This window comes from Synechococcus sp. Lug-A (genome assembly GCF_024345655.1).
GTDB lineage: Bacteria > Cyanobacteriota > Cyanobacteriia > PCC-6307 > Cyanobiaceae > MW101C3.
Map to the genome: position 1 here is coordinate 24,959 of NZ_JAGQBN010000017.1, position 17,614 is coordinate 42,572.

A 17,614-nucleotide genomic window follows, 5' to 3' on the forward strand; every position below is an offset into this window, starting at 1 on the left:
CGCCAGGCACCAACACGACGCGGAGCGTGATGCACCACCGCTTCGATGCTCACTTCCACATCATCGATCCAGCCTTTCCGCTGCTGCCGAACCACGGCTTTCTGCCCGAGCCCTTCACCGTCGCCGACTACTGCCGCAGCACCGAGGTCCTGGGAATCACGGCAGGGGCGGTGGTATCAGGCTCCTTCCAGGGTTTCGGTCAACGCCATCTGCTCAGTGCCCTGCAGCAACTGGGCCCTGGCTTCGTGGGTGTGATCCAGCTGTCGGCCCAGGCCACCGATGCCGAGATCCTCGCGCTCCACGCCAGGGGCGTGCGGGCCGTGCGCTTCAACCTGCGGCGTGGGGGCTCAGAACGCGTGCAGCACCTGGAGGCGCTGGCGCTGCGCCTGCATGCGCTGGTGGGCTGGCCTGTGGAGCTGTATGTGGAGTCGCGTGAGCTGGCGGCCCTGCAGCCGTTGCTGCGGCGGCTGCCGGCGGTGAGCATCGATCACCTCGGCCTCTCGCGCGACGGCTTTGCCACGCTGCTGCAGCTCGCCGAGCAGGGCGTGCGCGTGAAAGCCAGCGGCTTCTCCCGGGTGGAGCTGCCGGTGGCCGAGGCCCTGCGCGCCCTGCACGCCGCCAATCCCCAGGCCCTGATGTTCGGCACCGACCTGCCGTCCACGCGGGCGCCGCGGCCGTTCCACCCCAGCGACCTCACTCTGCTGATCGACACCCTGGGCGAGCCGGCAGCACAGAAGGTCCTGTGGAGCAATGCGGCCTCCTTCTACCGGCTGCCCGCGCCATCGGTCTGAACTCAGCCTCACCTCAGCGCCAAACACCACACCCGGGTTCCAAACAGCAACCTTCAGGGTTCCTGGTTCCTGGTTCCTGGTTCCTGGTTCCTGGTTCCTGGAACAACATGGCCAGGGAGCCCGCTCCCCAAGCCAGTGCCCCCTGCTGCCCGTCTGCTGGCTGTCGCCAACGCCCTGCTGAACCTGGCGTCAGCAGAGGTGGCCGCCGATGCGCGGCAGGCGGCAGCTGGTGATGCAGGCGATCACTGCTCCATCTGCTCCCAGGCCTGCAGCAGCGTGTCCGCCTGGCCCAGATTGCCGGGAAAGGTGAGCACCGGCAGCAGCGGCGCGGTTTCGTGCTCCGCGCCCGTGCGCAGCATCGACAGCCCAGGCAGCAGCTGACCCTCCAGCCGCACCTGGCTGAGGCCCAGCCCTTCGGCCAGCAGGGTCTGGCTGGTGATGCCCCCCTTGCTGATCAGGTACCCCAGCTGCGGCGCCAGCGCGCCCCCCAGCCGGGCCATCGCCACCGCCAGGGCCAGGCCCAGCCGCCGCCGCTCCTCGGCATGGCGGCAGACCAGCTCCCCCCGGCTGGTGAACAGCACCGGGGTGCGGCCGCTGGCCAGCACGGCGCGCAGCTGTGCCAGCCAGGCCGCTTCCAGTGAGGGCAGCAAATGGTCGGGCAGGGGGCCTTCCAGCACCCGCGCCACACGGGCCACCGGGATCTCCACGCCTACGCAACCCGGCGCCGCCAGCAACCGCTCCAACTGGGCATCGGCCAGCGGCACGTGCGATCCCACCAGCACCAGCCCCGGCAGGGGGCCCGAGGCCGCGCGCCGGCGCAGGTCGGCCAGGGCCGCCGGGTTCAGGGGCTGCGGCGGCAAGTCCACCAGGGCGTTCAGCAGGCTGGCGGCCGACTGGAACAGCAGCCGCAGCAGCCGTTGGCCCGCCGGGGGCTGCACCACGGCGCGCACCGCCTCTCCCAGCACCTGCAGCTGCTGCGGACGCTCCGCATCCACCACCACCCAGGGGTTACCCGACAGCCCGCGCAACCGCTGGATCAACACCTCACGGCCGGCCGGCTCCAGTTCGTCCAGGCCGATCTGCTGCACCGCCGCGGCCAGCAGCCGCCCGCCGCTCTTCTCGGCCAGCCAGTCACGCAGCACGCTGGTGCCGTAGCCGAAGCGGCGATCACGGGCAAAGGGCGTGCGATGCACCGGCTCGCCGTGCAGCAGATGGCAGCCCCCCACCGTGGTGCGCCCCCCTTCCAGGAAGGCGGGCACCAGCAGGGTGGCGTCGAAGGGGCCCAGCTCCGCGGCGATCAGCTCCGCCTCCAGCGGCGTGTGCCCCCGCAGGGTGGAGTCGCCACGGCTCACCACCAGCCAGCGATCGATGCCGGCCGCCGCCAGCGCCGGCCGCAGCGCCCGGCAGATCTGGCGCACCCGATCGGCCGCCGGCTCCGGCTCCAGGGCACGGGTGTCGGTGAGCAGGAACAGCAGCGGTGACGGGTCGCGCAGGGCGCTCAGCAGGGTGTCCGGATCCCAGCGGAGCAGCAGCAGGCAGCCATGCACCGTCTGCGAGCCGGTGGGATCGTCGTCGAAAACGACCAACTTGAACGGGGGCGCGGGTGGGGGGGGCGGGGCGGCCATGGCACCATCGTGCCGTGATCACTCCCGCGTCCCACGAGCTGCCCGACCTCGTGCGGCAGCTGCATGCCGCCGGCACGCCGTGGCTGCCTGCCGGCACGGGCAGCCGCCTGGGCTGGGGCCCGCCGGTGCGGCACACCGACACGGTGCTGAGCGTGGCGCGCCTGAACCGCCTGCTCGACCACGCCAGCGGCGATTTCACCGTGACCGTGGAGGCGGGGCTGCCGCTGCGTGAGCTGCAGGAGGCCCTGCGCGCGCGCAACCAGTGGCTCGCCGTCGACTGGCCCTGGGGCACAGGCGCCAACGGCGAAGGGGCCGGCAGCGTGGGCGGGCTGGTGGCACGGGGGCTCGGCGGCGGCCTGCGCCAGCGCTACCTGGGTGTGCGCGATCAGGTGATCGGCATCGGCCTGCTGCGCGCCGATGGTGTGGCCGCCCACGCCGGCGGCCGGGTGGTGAAGAACGTGGCCGGCTACGACCTGATGCGCCTGTTCACGGGCAGCTGGGGCGCGCTCGGCCTGATCACCGAACTCACCCTGCGCACCTTCCCGCTGCCGCCGCAACGGCGTGGGCTGCTGGTGCAGGGGCCGCTGGAGGGGCTGGAGCGCCTGCGCCAGTGGCTGCTGCGCTCCAGCCTCACCCCCGAACTGATCGACTGGTGGAGCAGTGCCCTGGCGGAGCAGGCCGGAGCCGAAGCCCAGCCCTCCCTGCTGCTGGCCCTGGCCAGTGTGAGCAGCGAGGCCCTGGACGACCAGCTCGTCACCCTGCGCGCCCAGGCCGACAGCCACGCACTCAAGGGGCTGCCGCTCGATCCCGAACGGCTGGAGGCCCTGCGCGTGCTGGGGCTCGGCGGCCAGCAGCCGCAACCGGTATCCGGCGCAGACGAGTCGCTCTGGCTGCTGCGGCCGGGTGTGCTGCCCAGCCACACCGCGGCGCTGCTGGCGGATCGCTCCGTCGCCGGCCTGCCGCTGGCCCTGGGGGCCGGCAGCGGCCTCGGCTACGCGTGGTCGGCGGCGGCGGCCCTGCCGGCCTACCGGGTGGAAGCACTGCGGCGGCGCTGCCAGGAGCTGGGCGGCCAGCTCACGGTGCTGCAGCAACCCAGCGACAGCACCGTGCCCGCCTGGGAGGACGCCCCTGCCGTGGCGATGATCCAGGCGGTCAAGCGCCAGTTCGACCCCAGGCAGCAACTGGCCCGCGGGCGCCTGCCGGGCGTCAGAGCGGCCTGAGCGCGTAGCGGCTCAGCAGCGTGCAGCTCGCGCCGACTGCCACCTCCAGCCGCCGGTCGCCGCTCACCAGTGCGCCGCGTGGGCCGGTCCAGGGCTCCAGGCACACCATCGGCCGGGGCGGATCGGTCCACACCACGGCCAGGTCAAAGGGGGCGAAGGGTTGCAGCTCCAGCGCCAGCCCGGCAGCCGGATCCACCAGCCGCACCGGCCCCTCGGGCCGCGCCAGCAGGTCCACCCCAGCGGCCAGCGGCGCGAGTGTGGCGGCGGTGTCCGCCTCCGCCATCACCTGATGGTTGAAGCAGCGCTCCGGCAGCCCTTCCAGGTGCACCGCGGCGTTGCCGCCGTCTGGCGCCGGCAGCGCCGACACATTGAAATAGGGGTGCAGGCCGAAGCTGAAGGGCAGCGGCCGGCTGCCGCTGTTCTCCAGCACCGCCGTGATCGCCAGGGCAGCAGGCTCAAGGCGCAGCTGCAGCCGCAGGCAGAAAGGGAACGGAAAGGCCGCCAGGGTGGCAGGGCTGTCGCGCAGCTCGAGTTCCACCCCCGCCTCCTGGGGCAGGGCGCGCAGCTGCCAGGGCAGATCCCGGGCGAAGCCGTGCTGACGCAGGGTGAAGCTGCCCTCCGGCAACGGCAACTGATCGCCCGGCAGGTTGCCGCAGATCGGAAACAGCACCGGCATTCCCCCCCGCACCGAGAGGGCGGGATCGGCAAAACGCTCCGCATCGAGATACAGCAGCTCGCGGCCATTGCAACGCCAGCCGGTGAGCAGGCCGCCCCGCTCAGGCACCAGGCGCAGCAGGTCGGGGCTGCCCGGAGCGTCGGAGTTGCCCGGAGCTCTGTACTCCCAGTGGGGATAGGGAAGGGTTCGTTGCAGGAGGGGCATGGCTCAGGCGCTCGGCAGGCCGGCCACCCACTCCAGCAGGGCGGCGTTCACCTGATCGGGCACCTCATCGTGGGGGCAGTGGCCGGCGTCGAGCACCACCTCGGCGGTGCCGGCGGGGGCGTGGCGCTGGAAGGCGGCGCGGCGGCCCACGGCATTGATCCAGGGGTCGCGGATGCCCCAGAGCAGGAGGAGCGGGGCGGTGAGGGCGGCGAACAGCTCATCGAGCGGCTGACCGCTCGGGATGTCGAACACGGTGCGGAACACCCCGAAAGCGCCCGGGTCGCGCGAGGGGCGCAGGATCGATTCCACCAGCGCCTCATCGACGTTGGTGCGATCGATGTACACCTGATGGAGGGTGCGGCGGATCGTGGAGCGGCGGCGCAGGTTTTCGAACAGCAGCCGCTGCAGCACCGGGCTGCGCAGCAGCGCTCCCCCGATCGTGCGCCGCGCGATCGCCCCCCAGCCCTGGGGAGGCGCCTGCTCGTCGCTGAAGGGGCCGGCCGCATTGATCAGCACCACACCGGCGGCGTCGGGGCCCAGCGCCACACCGGCGGCCAGCACGGCAAAGCCGCCGAGGGAGTTGCCCACCAGCACGGTGGGGCGGCCGATGCGTTCGTGCACGTAGGCGGCCAGCTGGTCGCGCCAGAGCGCCCCGCCATAACGCAGCTCGCCGGGCTTGGCACTGCGGCCGAAGCCCAGCAGGTCGATGGCATGCACCTCGTGCCGTGCCGCCAGGGCCGGAATGTTGTAGCGCCAGTGGTCGGTGGAAGCACCGAAGCCGTGCACCAGCAGGAAGGCCGGCCCCACCGGCTCTGCGGGGGCGGCCCGCACCGCGTGCACGGCATGGCCCAGGTAGGTCCAGGGCTGCGCGCAGGGCTCTGGGCAGGGAATGGCGGGGGAAGGGGTAGCCGGCACCACGGCGGTGCCGGGCTCTGCGCTGGGTGCTGCGCTTGAAGGGATCACCGGAAGCCTGCCTCGGTGGCCGATGCTAGGGAGCAGTTTGAGCGGCCCGCTCCGTGCGCGACTGGTCCAGCCTGCTGTCGGGGGGGGCGCTGTGGGCGCTGGCGCTCTACCTGCCGCTGACGGTGCCGCTGGCGCGCTTCGAGGAAGCACTGGCCGACGGGCCGCTGAACGAAGGCCTGCGCCAGCTGGCCCTGGTGGTGAGCAGCCTGCTGCTGGCCCTGGTTGTGGGGGGAATCACCCAGCTGGGCCTGAGCTGGGCGCTCAGCCCGAGCTGGGCGGCCAGCCTCGGGCTGATGGCGGTGCTGGCCGGAGCCTTCTGGGGGCTGGCCAGCCGCCGCGATTCCGAGTGAGTCAGGCCGGCTGTTCGGCCGGTGCTTCCTTGCCTCCGAGCACTAGGCGCAGCAGCAGCGGCGCCAGGAAGGTGGTGCCGATCACCATGATCAGGATGGCGGCCTCCAGCGCAGGGTTGAGCAGCTTGGCCTGGGTGCCGAGGCCGAGGAAGATCAGGCCCACTTCGCCGCGGGGCATCATCCCCAGACCCACCACCAGCCGGTTGGTTTTCTCCTTGCTGAGGTAGCTCCAGCCGGACACCAGCTTGCCGAGGATCGCCACGGTGAGCAGGAAGGCGGCCACCACCAGGCCTTCGCGGTTGCTGGGGTCCATCGGGTTGAGCACCGACAGGTCCATGCTCGTGCCGATCAGCACGAAGAAGATGGTGGCGAACAGGGCCACCAGCGGCTTCACCGTGTCCTGGATCAGATGGGTGTGCTTGGAGCTGCTCAGGATCAGGCCGGCGGCGAAGGCACCGAGGGCCGCTTCGAGGCCGATGGCCTGGGCTGCGAAGCAGCAGAGGCAGAGCACCACGAAGGAGGCCACCACCACTTCACCGGGGGCCTTGAGCTGGTCCAGCACCCAGTCGAACAGCGGGGCAGCCGTGCGGCTGAGGAACAGGGATGCCGCCACGAACACCGCCGCGGCCACCAGCAGCTTGATGATCGGGCCGATCTCGAGAGCGCCGCCACCGGCCAGGGCCACCACCACCGCCAGGATCACGATGCCGAGGATGTCGTCGAGCACGGCGGCGCCGATCACGATCTGACCTTCCTTGGTGCGCAGATATTTGAGTTCGCCGAACACACTCGCGGTGATGCCGATGCTGGTGGCGGTCATCGCCGCACCCGCAAACACCGCCGGGATCAATGGGAGATGGAAGAAATAGAGGAGTCCGAGCGTGCCGAGCGCGAAGGGCACCACCACGCCGGTCACGGCCACGGTGCTGGCCTGCAGGCCCACCGCCACCAGCTCATCGAGTTCACTCTCGAGGCCGGTGAGGAACAACAGCGCGAACAGGCCGAGCGTGGCGAGCGATTCCAGGTTCGGGAACGTGGAGTTGTAGATCGACTGCACCACGTCGGGAGTGACATCCGACAGTGAGCTGACCAGATTCAGCAGCGTGCCGTTCAGCTGCGCTCCGGTTTCGGGGGGAAGGATGAAATGGAGGCCGGAGAAGCCGATCAGCACACCGGCCAGCAGCTCGCCGAGGATCGTGGGGAGCTGCAAGCGCACCATCACTTCGGCGAGCGCACGGGCCGCCACGAAGATCAGCAGGATCCGCCCCACCGAGATCAAGGTGGAAGCCACCTCCATCTCATGGGAGCCCATCTGGAGCAACAACTGAGGAACAGACGAGATCATTGGTGTGGAGGTCGTTCCCCAGCGGGGAGCAGCAAAGTGCGTTGGACCTTAATGGGAATCCTGCTGAGCTGACTGAAAACCGAGCCGACGGATTGCAGCGTTCGGCCCCGCAAGGGGGCGGTGGGAGTGCGCCTGGGCGAAGCCGCGAAGGGCGAGCGCAGCGGCGGCCCCGGCGGCTGCGCGGGGGTGAGGGAACGCCCATCCAGGGGCGAGCGGGCTTGCGGCCACGGCGGTGCTTGAACAGCCTGTCCATGAGCAGGGACGGCCCGCGTGCTGCAGCCGACCGTCCTGGCTCCGCACCGTGCCTACGGTTCCGGGTGCTCCCCGAGCCCGCTCTACGCCCTTCGCCACCCGCTCCCATGACGATCACCTCGGCCAGCAGCGCTGGCCAGACCCAGGAGACAGGGACCCAGGCCCCGCTTGACGCCGTCGAACTGCAGCGGCTGGATGCCTGGTGGCGCGCCGCCAACTACCTGGCGGTGGGAATGATCTACCTGCAGGCCAACCCGCTGCTGCGCGAGCCGCTCAAGCACGAGCACATCAAGAACCGGCTGCTGGGGCACTGGGGCTCCAGCCCGGGCCAGGCGTTCATCTGGGCCCACGCCAACCGCCTGATCCGCGCCCACGATCTGGAGATGATCTACCTGTCGGGGCCAGGCCATGGCGCCCCCGGCGTGCTGGGCCCCACCTACCTCGACGGCAGCTACAGCGAGATCTATCCCGACAAGTCCCAGGACGCCCAAGGGCTGCGCAGCTTCTTCAAGCAGTTCTCCTTTCCCGGCCACATCGGCAGCCACTGCACCCCGGAAACCCCCGGCTCGATCCATGAGGGTGGCGAACTCGGCTACGTGCTCTCGCACGCCTGCGGCGCCGTCTTCGACAACCCCGAGCTGATCGCCCTGGCCTGCGTGGGGGATGGCGAGGCCGAAACCGGCCCGCTGGCCACCTCCTGGCACATCAACAAGTTCCTCAACCCGATCAGCGATGGCGCCGTGCTGCCGGTGCTGCACCTCAACGGCTACAAGATCGCCAACCCCACGCTGCTGGCCCGCATCAGCCGCGACGAGCTGGAAAGCCTGATGCGCGGCTACGGCTGGACGCCCTTGTTCGTGGAAGGGCATGAGCCGGCGGCCATGCACCAGGCGATGGCCGCCGCCATGGATGAGGCGGTGGACCAGATCCTCAGCGCCCGCGCCCAGGCGCGCCAGAGCGGCGAAGCGTTCCGGCCCGCCTGGCCGATGATCGTGCTGCGCTCTCCCAAGGGCTGGACCGGCCCCACCGAGCTGAACGGCAAGAAGCTGGAGGGCTTCTGGCGGTCGCACCAGGTGCCCCTGCCGGCCCCCAACAAGGACCCCGAGCAGCTGCAGATGCTGGAGAGCTGGCTGCGCAGCTATCGGCCTGAGGAGCTGTTCGATGAAAGCGGCACCTTGATGGCCGAACTCAGGGCCCTCTCTCCCACGGGCCAGCGGCGCATGGGCTCCAGCCCCCATGCCAATGGCGGTCTGCTGCGCCGCAAGCTGCGCCTGCCGCCGATGGAGGCCTACGAGGTGTCGGTGGATCACCCCGGTCAGCGGGAGCATGAGAACACGGCGCCGCTGGGCGAGCTGCTGCGCGACACCATCGCCCGCAACCCGGACAGCATGCGCGTGTTCGGCCCCGACGAGACCGCCTCCAACCGACTGCAGGCGATCTACGAGGTGAGCAAGAAGGTGTGGATGGAGGACATCCTTCCGGAAGACAGCGGCGGCAGCGAACTGGCCCGCAACGGCCGGGTGGTGGAGATGCTCTCGGAGCACACCCTGGTGGGAATGATGGAGGGCTACCTGCTCACCGGCCGAAATGGCCTGTTCCACACCTACGAGGCCTTCGCCCATGTGATCGCCTCGATGTTCAACCAGCACGCCAAGTGGCTGGAATCGTGCATTCACCACGCCCCCTGGCGGGCGCCGATCGCCCCCTGGAACTGCCTGATCTCCTCCACCGTGTGGCGCCAGGATCACAACGGCTTCACCCACCAGGATCCCGGCTTCATCGACCTGGCCGGCAACAAGAGCGGTGAGGTGGTGCGGGTGTATCTGCCGGCCGATGCCAACTGCCTGTTGGCGGTGGCGGAGGAGGCGTTCCTGGAGCCCAACGTCTGCAACGTGATCGTCTCCGACAAACAGAAGCACCTGCAGTACTTCACCCTGGAGCAGGCGCGGCGCCATGTGGCCAAGGGGATCGGCATCGTCTCCTGGGCCAGCAACGACGATGACGGCACCGCACCGGATGAACCTGATGTGGTGATGGCCTGCGCCGGTGACATCCCCAGCAAGGAAACGCTGGCGGCGGTGGAGATCCTGCGCCATCAGATTCCCACTCTCAAGATCCGCGTGATCAATGTGGTGAAGCTGTTCGCCCTCACCAAGCCCAGCGAGCACCCGCACGGGCTCTCCGACCGCGACTTCGACAGCCTGTTCACAACGGACAAGCCCGTGCTGTTCAACTTCCACGGCTATCCCTGGCTGATTCACCGGCTCACCTATCACCGCAGCAACCACGGCAACATGCACGTGCGGGGCTACAAGGAGAAGGGCAACATCAACACACCGCTGGAACTGGCGATGAACAACCAGATCGACCGCTTCAATCTGGTGATCGACGTGATCGACCGGGTGCCCTCGCTGGGATCACGGGCCGCCCACGTCAAGGAGAGGATGAAGGAGGAAATCCTGCGGCACCGCGCCTACGCCCACATCCACGGCATGGACACCCCCGAGGTGACCAACTGGCGCTGGAGCCTTCCGGCCCCGTCAGTAGCGCCCGGCGCCTGAACCGGCGCCTTCTCTCCTCTCCCGCGCCCCTTACCCGCCCAATTCGATGACCGAAACCCAGGCCCGCCAGCTGCAGCTGCCCACCCCCGGCTGCTATGCCGATCCCCAGCGCAGCGGTCTCACGGCGGACGATCTGTTCGACAGCGTCACCGGTCACCTCTTCTACACACTCGGCAAGCTGGCACCGGTCGCCACCCGCCACGACGCCTACCTGGCGCTCAGCTACGCGGTGCGGGACCGGCTGATGACGCGTTACCTGGCAGGGGTGGAGGCGATCTCGGCCTCGCCACGGCGGGTGGTGGCCTACCTTTCGGCCGAGTTCCTGATTGGCCCCCAGCTCGGCAACAACCTGGTCATGCTCGGGATCCAGGACGAGGCGGCCGAGGCGATGCGTCGCTTCGGCATCGAGAGCCTGGAGGAGGTGCTGGAGGTGGAGGAGGAGCCGGGGCTGGGGAATGGCGGCCTCGGCCGCCTGGCGGCCTGCTACCTGGAATCCCTGGCCAGCCTGGAGATTCCGGCCACCGGCTACGGCATCCGCTACGAGTTCGGCATCTTCGATCAGCTGGTCCGCGACGGCTGGCAGGTGGAGATCACCGACAAGTGGCTCAAGACCGGCTGGCCCTGGGAGCTGCCGCGGCCGGATCAGGCCTGCACCGTGGGCTTCGGCGGTCACACCGAGACCTACCGCGACGCGCAGAACTGCCTGCGGGTGCGCTGGGTGCCGGCGCAGCAGGCGATCGGCATCCCCCACGACGTGCCGGTGCTGGGCTACCAGGTGAACACCTGCGACCGGCTGCGGCTGTGGAAGGCGGAAGCCTCGGAAAGCTTCGACTTCTACGCCTTCAACATTGGCGATTACTACGGCGCCGTGGAAGAGAAGGTGGGCTCGGAGAACCTCACCAAGGTGCTTTACCCCAACGACGGCACCGATGAGGGGCGCCGGCTACGGCTCAAGCAGCAGCACTTCTTCGTGAGCTGCTCCCTGCAGGACATGGTGCGCAGCCTCGATGCCCGCCAGCTGCAAATCAGCGAGTTTCCCGATCACTGGGCCGTGCAGCTCAATGACACCCACCCGTCGATCGCCGTGGCCGAACTGATGCGGCTGCTGATCGATGAGAAGCACCTGGAGTGGGATCAGGCCTGGGACATCACCACCCGCTCGCTGTCTTACACCAACCACACCCTGCTGCCGGAGGCGCTGGAGAAGTGGGGCCTCAATCTGTTCAGCAGCCTGCTGCCGCGCCATCTGGAGCTGATCTTCGAGATCAACCGGCGCTTCCTTCAGACGGTGCGCATGAAGTACCCCGGCAACGATCAGATCCTGAGGCGGGTGTCGATCATTGCCGAGGACGGCGAAAAGGCCGTGCGCATGGCCAATCTGGCCACCGTGGGCTCCCATCACGTCAACGGGGTGGCGGCGCTGCACAGCGAGCTGGTGCGCACCGAGCTCTTCCCCGATTACGCCGCCATCTGGCCGGAGAAGTTCCTCAACGTCACCAACGGCGTGACGCCCCGCCGCTGGATCGCCCTGTCCAACCCGCTGCTGCGCAGCCTGCTGGATGAAACGATCAGCGCCGACTGGGTGCGCGATCTCGATCTCCTGCGGGAACTGGAACGCTTCCAGCACGACAGCGCCTTCCTCGAGCGCTGGGGCCAGATGAAACTGGCCGTCAAGCGGCGGCTCACCACTTACGTGCACCAGACCACGGGCCTGCTGGTGGATCCCGCCACGATGTTCGATGTGCAGGTGAAGCGGATCCACGAATACAAACGCCAGCACCTCAATGCCCTGCAGGTGATCGTGCAGTACCTGCGCATCAAGCACGGACTGGCCGATGGTCAGGCGCCGCGCACGGTGATCTTCGGCGGCAAGGCGGCCCCTGGCTATTACATGGCCAAGCTGATCATCCGCTTCCTCAATGGCATCGCCGATACGGTCAATGCCGACCCCGACATGGACGGGAGGCTGCGGGTGATCTTCCTGGCCGATTACAACGTGAAGCTGGGCGAGCGGGTGTACCCCGCCTCCGATCTTTCCGAGCAGATCTCCACCGCTGGCCTGGAAGCCTCCGGCACCGGCAACATGAAATTCGCCATGAACGGCGCCCTCACGATCGGCACCCTCGATGGCGCCAACGTGGAGATCCGCGAACAGGTGGGCGAGGAGAACTTCTTCCTGTTCGGCCGCACCACCGACGGCATCGAGGCCCTGCGCCGCGAGGGCTACCGGCCGTGGGAATGGATCAACGGCATGCCGGAGCTGGCCGAAGCGCTGCGGTTGATCGAGCAGGGCCATTTCAGCAACGGCGACACCGAACTGTTCAAGCCGCTGCTGGAGAACCTCACCGGCCGCGATCCCTTCTATGTGCTCGCTGATTTCACCGATTACCTGCGCGCCCAGGATGCGGTCAGCGCCGCCTGGGCCGATCGGGAGCACTGGAACCGCATGTCGCTGCTCAACACCGCACGCACCGGCTTCTTCTCCTCCGACCGCTCGATCCGGGAGTACGCCGAACGCATCTGGAAGGTGAAGCCCTTTCCGATCACGATCAGCTGCGCCATCGAAGGGGCCGAATCCCCCTGAGCCGGAGGCCGCGATGGAGCCCAGCGCAACGCAGGCCGCCGATCTGGTGCTGGTGCTCAACGTGGGCAGCTCCAGCCTCAAGGCCTGCCTGATCGACCCGGCCGGCACGCGGCTGTGGCAGGACCAGCGCCCCTGGGATCCCGCCTCAGCGGACGAGGTCCTGGCGTCGTTCCTGCCACAGGCGCTGGCCCCGTGGCGTCAGCGCCTGCTGCTCACCGCCCACCGGGTGGTGCACGGCGGTGCCGCGCTCACGGAGCCCACCTGGATCACCCCGGCGCAGGAGGCGGCCCTGGAGGCGCTGGTGCCCCTGGCCCCCCTGCACAACGGGCCGGCGCTGGTGGTGATTCGCTGGATGATGCGCTGGCTGCCGCAGCTGCCGCAGTGGGCCTGCTTCGACACCGCCTTTCACGGCACCCTGCCGCGGGCGGCCTACACCTACGCCATCCCCGCCGCCTGGCGCGCCGAGGGGTTGCGGCGTTTCGGCTTTCATGGGCTCAACCACCAGCACGTGAGCGAAGTGGTGGCGGTGCCGCGGCTGATCAGCTGCCACCTGGGGGCGGGCTGCTCCCTGGCGGCGGTGCGCAACGGCCTGAGCATCGACACCACGATGGGCTTCACGCCGCTGGAGGGGCTGGTGATGGCCAGCCGCAGCGGCTCGGTGGATCCCGGCCTGCTGCTCGATCGCCTACGGCAGGGCATGAGCGCTGCTGAGCTCGATCACGCTCTGCAGCACGAAAGCGGCCTGCGGGGGCTCTCGGAACTGAGCGGCGACATGCGCAGCCTGCGGCAGGCGGCGGCGGCGGGCCACACCGGCGCCCAGCTGGCGCTGGAGGTGTTTCTGCACCGATTGCTTCAGGGCATCGGTGCCATGGCCGCCAGCCTGGGCGGGGTGGACGCGATCGCGCTCAGCGGCGGCATCGGCCAGAACGACTTGCTGCTGGAGCAGGAACTGCGGGAGCACCTGGCCTGGCTGCCACCGTTTCAGCTGCTGCGCGTTGCCGCCGATGAGGAGGGCATGGCCGCCCGGCTCTGCCGCCGGGCCAGCGGCGGCACCGGGCCGAGCGAAGACTGAGCTCAGCTGCGATCAGGCAGATCGGGGGTCTGGTGCAGCAGACGGTTGAGACGCAGACGATCGGCATTGAGCGGATCGGGAGCCAGCTCACCGGCCGTTTCCCGGAACTTCTGCTCCACCTCCTCCGGCACCCGCACATCAAAGATGCGCTCCATCAACGCCTCGATCGAGAAGAGGTGGGCATTGATGTTTTCGAGGTCACTGATCGCCTGCTGCAGGCTGTCCTGCTCCGGTGCGTCGTCGTCAGGCGACTGGGCATCGGGCGCAACGGAACCGGCGGTGGCAGCCGCGGCATCGGTGGCATCGTCGCCGTGGGTTTTCTGCAGCTCTTCAAGCACGCGGCCCGCCAGGGTGCGGAAGGCCTGAAGGGCAGCCCAGTTGAGCTCCTGCTGCTGGCGCAGGCTGGGATTTTCGCGGATCAGTCGGTCGTGCTCCCGATAGAAACGCTGACAATCAGGGCATTGGCAGGGCTCTTCGGGCACCGCGCTCCCTTGGTTCTTCTCAAACCATCATGCCATTGGACGCCAACCTGTGCCGTCAGGCGAGATCGATACAGGAATCCCCGGTGAAATCATCGTCACCGAAGAGGTCGCCATCCTCCACCTGGGCGGCAGGCAAAGGAATTTCGATCGTGCTCACCACCTGAATCACATCGCGCAGCCGCATCGAATCGGCGAACCAGCTCATCGCCTGCTCCATGTCACCGCGCCGCTCCGCCTCACCGGCCTGCTCCTCGTGCGCTTCAGTGAGCAGGGCCAGCCAGCAGAGGCAACGGGCCTGCACCACGGAAAGATCGAGCTCATCGGGCTGGCCCCGGGCAATCCTTTCGCTCTCCTGCTGCACCAACAGCCTCAGCCGCAGATCATGGAGCTGGGTCATGCTCAGAAAACGACCTCCCCTACACTAGTGGCGGTGGCCCGTTCAAGCACGGCACCAGTGGTAGTGCCTGCTACCCCTCTGCAAGGTCTGTATGGCCGCGAAGCGAGGTGGTGAGGTGCGGCGGTGAACCGTGTCTGCGGCTGTTTCCTGCCGCTGGCAGTGCCGGGGCCGGGGCCTGGTGAGTGTTGTTGCAGCGGTTCCCGCACGTCGGGCGTCGGCCGGCGGCCGGCGGCGGCGTTCCGGGCCCAGGCTTCAGGCGTTGAGCGCCGCAAGGCCCAGATCCTGGCGCCAGTCGCTCAATGGGCGTTCCCAGTGGTCTTCAAAGCGCTGGGCAATCACCAGGCAGCCGGCCGAGAGGCCCATGGCAAAACCGTTGCTCAAGGCCTGCAACAGCGGGGCGATCGGTTCATCGTCCTGGAGCGTTTTCAGCAGGCCGCCGAAGATCAGCATCACTGCCAGCGGGGAGCGCACCTGGGCCAGATTGAAGGCCTGCAGACCGAGCTCGCCCACCGCATCGGTGCCGAAGCCGGTGAGCACATGCACGATGTCGTGGGTTTCGCGCAGGCGGTGCACCAGGTAGTCGGACGCGGAGGTGATCGGCGCAGGGTCAAGCAGCGCCTCCGGGGACAGGCCCTGCTCGCTCAGGTGCCGGGCATAGGCATGGCCGAGGCTGCCTACCGGCATGGCTTCGAGCGCCTCAAGATCCAGCGGTTGCGGTCGCCAGCCTTCTGCCACCAACGCCGCCATCTGCGGGTTGGCGAGCAGATGGCGGTGCATCTGATTGGACAGCGGACTGTTCTGCAGACTCCGCGCCACCGCAAACACGCTGTCGAGCTGGTCGGGGTTGCGCAGAAAGCCGCTCAGTGCCGCCACCATGCGCAGCGACTGCAGGCGCTGGGGAAGATTGAACATGTGAGCGCTGGATGATTGCGACCATGTTGCCACCGCTGCACCAGGCGGCCGGCGCAGATCACCGTGATTCCAACGCCCTTCGCGGGATGCGCCGATCCATGAATGCCACAGCGCAAGCCATGGCAAGGTGAACAACATCACCGCAACTGCACCACAGTTGTTGACTCTGCTGCAGTGAATAGTGCAGTCAACGCAAATGGGGAAGAGCCAGCCCGACGGACAGTGCCAACGGCAGACTGCGAGCCTGGAGAACAGCAAGCCAGGAGAACAGCGAGCCTGGAGAACAGCGGTGTGTGTCAAGTGGAGATAATCTGGCTACACCGGAGTTCGCGGCTGGTGGCCGATGGCACAGCCGCACCCATCAGGCCCTTCCGCTGGCTGAGAGCCACCCGATGAACCAAGACCTCACCACACCCCGAAGACCACGGCTCACCTCGGCCTTTCAGCGGCTGATGTCGGTGCATTGGTGGATGGCAGGGCTCTATCTGTTGTTGTTCAGCGGCGGCGCCTTCATGGCCCAGCTGAGTCGCGAGGTGTCTTTTCGTGGCTCTCTTTATGACATCCACAAATCGATCGGCCTGCTCACCATCGCCCTGCTGCTCTGGCGGATCGTGGTGCTGCTGCAGGTGTGGTGGAAGAAGTACACCCGGCACCTGCCTCGGTTGAGCCCGAAGTGGTGGCGCAACATGCTGCTTCACGCCCTGCTGTATGGCTTCATGGTGGTGGTTCCACTGGCCGGATTGCTGCTGTCCAATTCGTTCAAGGCAGGCAATGTCGCCTTCTTCGGCCTTGTGATTCCCGATCTGTTTCCTGAAAACAAGGCGATGGTGGAGCTGGGCCGTAGCCTGCACTTCTGGCTCTCTTACACCTTCCTGGCCTTCATCGTTCTGCACACGCTCGCCCAGTGGCGCGTCGTGCAGGCCAACCTGCGCCGGCTGGGTGACACCATCAAGCGCCGGCGGGCCTCAGAGGTTGTTTCCCACTGAAGCGGTCGGCTTCGGTCAGAGGCCGCGCAGCGGCAGCGCCGATCAGCAGCAGGCGCCGCTCGTTGCGGACGTGGCCGCCGCAGGTCCGTCGAACGGCAGGGTCGTGCCGCAGCCCTCGAACAGGCCGTAGTGGCGGCTGAAATCGCCGATGAAGCTGAAGTGGGGGGCCAGGCGGCTGCCTTCGAGCATGCGGAAGGTGTTGCCACACACGGGAAACACCTTGCCGGCCTCGATCCAGTGGTGCTTGTCGAAAGGCAGGGCGTGGGGGTGCTCGGTGATCGTGCCGCGGTAGATCACCGCCTGGCCGTGGTCTTCGCAGGCATCCTCCAGCTCGGGGAGGTGGAACAGCCGGTAGGTGGCGGAGAAGAAGCGGATGGCGCCGGTGCGGGCGGCCAGCTCGGGATCGGTGATCTCCAGGGGCCGGTCGCTCACCAGGCGGGGATCGGCGAAGCCGGCCTGGCGGGCCAGACGCAGGAAGTCATTCCAGTAGAGGGCGCCGCTGAGGCATTCGCCGTAGAGCACCGGATCGTGACGCAGCGCCTCGGGCACGCGCCGGTCGGCGTACACGTCGGCGAAGAAGAACTCACCGCCGCTCCTGAGCAGGCGCCGCACCCCGTTCAGCACGGCCAGCTTGTCGGCCGAGAGGTTCACCACGCAGTTGGAGATCACCAGATCGAAGCTGCCGGGCTCCAGTGGCAGCTGATCGAGCTGCTCGATGCGGCCCTCCAGGAACTCCACGTTGGCGAAGCCGAACTGCTCGGCGTGGTGCTGCTGGTGCCGCCGGGCCACGGCCAGCTGCTCGGGCGTCATGTCCACCCCCACCACCGCGCCGCCGGGCCCCACCAGCTGGGCCAGCAGGTACACATCACGGCCGCTGCCGCAGCCCAGATCCAGCACCCGCAGGCCCTCCAGCAGCGGCGGCACCACCAGGCCGCAGCCGTAATAGCGCGACAGCACCTCGGGATGGATGCGGGCCAGCAGCGGACGCAGGGCCTGGGGCACGCTGCTGGCGTCGCAGCAGGCGTCGGTGCGCAGGTCGGCGCTGCTGCTGAGCGTGGCGCCGTAGTACTCCTGCACGCTCCGGCTGACGTCGGTGGTGCTGGTGTCAGGGGTACTGGTGGCCGCCGGGCTGCAGCAGCTGGTGTCGGTGGAAGGGGCGTCGGCGCTGCTGGTGTGGGTGGGGCTGGCCATGGA

15 protein-coding genes are annotated in these 17,614 nt (G+C 68.5%); 7 read left to right on the forward strand and 8 right to left on the reverse strand.

What is annotated here, in order from left to right; translation table 11 throughout:
* The first annotated feature begins 29 nt into the window (after positions 1 to 29).
* On the forward strand, positions 30 to 791 hold the full coding sequence (locus KBY86_RS12420; protein ID WP_255141275.1) for an amidohydrolase family protein: 762 nt from the start codon (positions 30 to 32) through the stop codon (positions 789 to 791).
* Positions 792 to 1,033: 242 nt separating this feature from the next.
* On the opposite strand, the gene KBY86_RS12425 is transcribed toward KBY86_RS12420, so the two are convergent.
* The gene (locus tag KBY86_RS12425) at positions 1,034 to 2,416 is read right to left on the reverse strand and encodes a four-carbon acid sugar kinase family protein (RefSeq protein WP_255141277.1); all 1,383 of its coding nucleotides are present in this window, start codon (positions 2,414 to 2,416) and stop codon (positions 1,034 to 1,036) included.
* A 14-nt stretch (positions 2,417 to 2,430) separates the two neighbouring features.
* Between KBY86_RS12425 and KBY86_RS12430 the strand changes: the two genes are divergently transcribed.
* Positions 2,431 to 3,636: an FAD-binding oxidoreductase gene (locus KBY86_RS12430; RefSeq protein WP_255141279.1), complete on the forward strand. Its 1,206-nt coding sequence runs from the start codon at positions 2,431 to 2,433 to the stop codon at positions 3,634 to 3,636.
* On the opposite strand, the gene KBY86_RS12435 is transcribed toward KBY86_RS12430, so the two are convergent.
* A complete protein-coding gene (locus KBY86_RS12435; protein WP_255141281.1) occupies positions 3,623 to 4,516 on the reverse strand; it encodes a galactose mutarotase in 894 nt (297 codons plus the stop codon). The genes KBY86_RS12430 and KBY86_RS12435 overlap by 14 nt on opposite strands.
* A 3-nt stretch (positions 4,517 to 4,519) precedes the next feature.
* Positions 4,520 to 5,407 carry an alpha/beta fold hydrolase gene (locus tag KBY86_RS12440; protein ID WP_255141328.1) on the reverse strand — a complete coding sequence of 296 codons (888 nt, stop codon included), beginning with the start codon at positions 5,405 to 5,407 and terminating at the stop codon, positions 4,520 to 4,522.
* A gap of 125 nt (positions 5,408 to 5,532) precedes the next feature.
* Here KBY86_RS12440 and KBY86_RS12445 point away from each other — a divergent pair, with 125 nt between their 5' ends.
* Positions 5,533 to 5,829: a hypothetical protein gene (locus KBY86_RS12445; protein WP_094513766.1), complete on the forward strand. Its 297-nt coding sequence runs from the start codon at positions 5,533 to 5,535 to the stop codon at positions 5,827 to 5,829.
* 1 nt (position 5,830) lies between these two features.
* On the opposite strand, the gene KBY86_RS12450 is transcribed toward KBY86_RS12445, so the two are convergent.
* The gene (locus KBY86_RS12450) at positions 5,831 to 7,141 is read right to left on the reverse strand and encodes a cation:proton antiporter (RefSeq protein WP_255100583.1); all 1,311 of its coding nucleotides are present in this window, start codon (positions 7,139 to 7,141) and stop codon (positions 5,831 to 5,833) included.
* Between the two features lie 392 nt (positions 7,142 to 7,533).
* On the opposite strand from KBY86_RS12450, the gene KBY86_RS12455 reads away from it, so the two are divergent.
* The 3 genes from KBY86_RS12455 to KBY86_RS12465 are packed head-to-tail and all read left to right on the forward strand — an operon-like array spanning position 7,534 to position 13,643.
* Positions 7,534 to 9,987 (forward strand): phosphoketolase, encoded by a 2,454-nt coding sequence (locus tag KBY86_RS12455; RefSeq protein WP_255141284.1) that lies wholly within the window; start codon positions 7,534 to 7,536, stop codon positions 9,985 to 9,987.
* Positions 9,988 to 10,033: 46 nt separating this feature from the next.
* Positions 10,034 to 12,571, forward strand: a complete 2,538-nt coding sequence (locus tag KBY86_RS12460) for a glycogen/starch/alpha-glucan phosphorylase (RefSeq protein ID WP_255141287.1) — start codon at positions 10,034 to 10,036, stop codon at positions 12,569 to 12,571.
* Positions 12,572 to 12,584: 13 nt separating this feature from the next.
* The gene (locus KBY86_RS12465; protein ID WP_255141288.1) at positions 12,585 to 13,643 is read left to right on the forward strand and encodes an acetate/propionate family kinase; all 1,059 of its coding nucleotides are present in this window, start codon (positions 12,585 to 12,587) and stop codon (positions 13,641 to 13,643) included.
* 2 nt (positions 13,644 to 13,645) lie between these two features.
* On the opposite strand, the gene KBY86_RS12470 is transcribed toward KBY86_RS12465, so the two are convergent.
* From KBY86_RS12470 to KBY86_RS12480, 3 genes are all read right to left on the reverse strand, one after another.
* Positions 13,646 to 14,125 (reverse strand): hypothetical protein, encoded by a 480-nt coding sequence (locus KBY86_RS12470; protein WP_255100580.1) that lies wholly within the window; start codon positions 14,123 to 14,125, stop codon positions 13,646 to 13,648.
* A gap of 55 nt (positions 14,126 to 14,180) precedes the next feature.
* On the reverse strand, positions 14,181 to 14,522 hold the full coding sequence (locus tag KBY86_RS12475) for a hypothetical protein (protein WP_094513784.1): 342 nt from the start codon (positions 14,520 to 14,522) through the stop codon (positions 14,181 to 14,183).
* A gap of 252 nt (positions 14,523 to 14,774) precedes the next feature.
* Positions 14,775 to 15,434 (reverse strand): Coq4 family protein, encoded by a 660-nt coding sequence (locus KBY86_RS12480; RefSeq protein ID WP_255141290.1) that lies wholly within the window; start codon positions 15,432 to 15,434, stop codon positions 14,775 to 14,777.
* Positions 15,435 to 15,826: 392 nt separating this feature from the next.
* On the opposite strand from KBY86_RS12480, the gene KBY86_RS12485 reads away from it, so the two are divergent.
* On the forward strand, positions 15,827 to 16,420 hold the full coding sequence (locus KBY86_RS12485; protein ID WP_255141292.1) for a cytochrome b: 594 nt from the start codon (positions 15,827 to 15,829) through the stop codon (positions 16,418 to 16,420).
* Positions 16,421 to 16,462: 42 nt separating this feature from the next.
* On the opposite strand, the gene KBY86_RS12490 is transcribed toward KBY86_RS12485, so the two are convergent.
* Positions 16,463 to 17,611 (reverse strand): methyltransferase domain-containing protein, encoded by a 1,149-nt coding sequence (locus tag KBY86_RS12490; RefSeq protein WP_255141294.1) that lies wholly within the window; start codon positions 17,609 to 17,611, stop codon positions 16,463 to 16,465.
* Positions 17,612 to 17,614 lie beyond the last annotated feature (3 nt).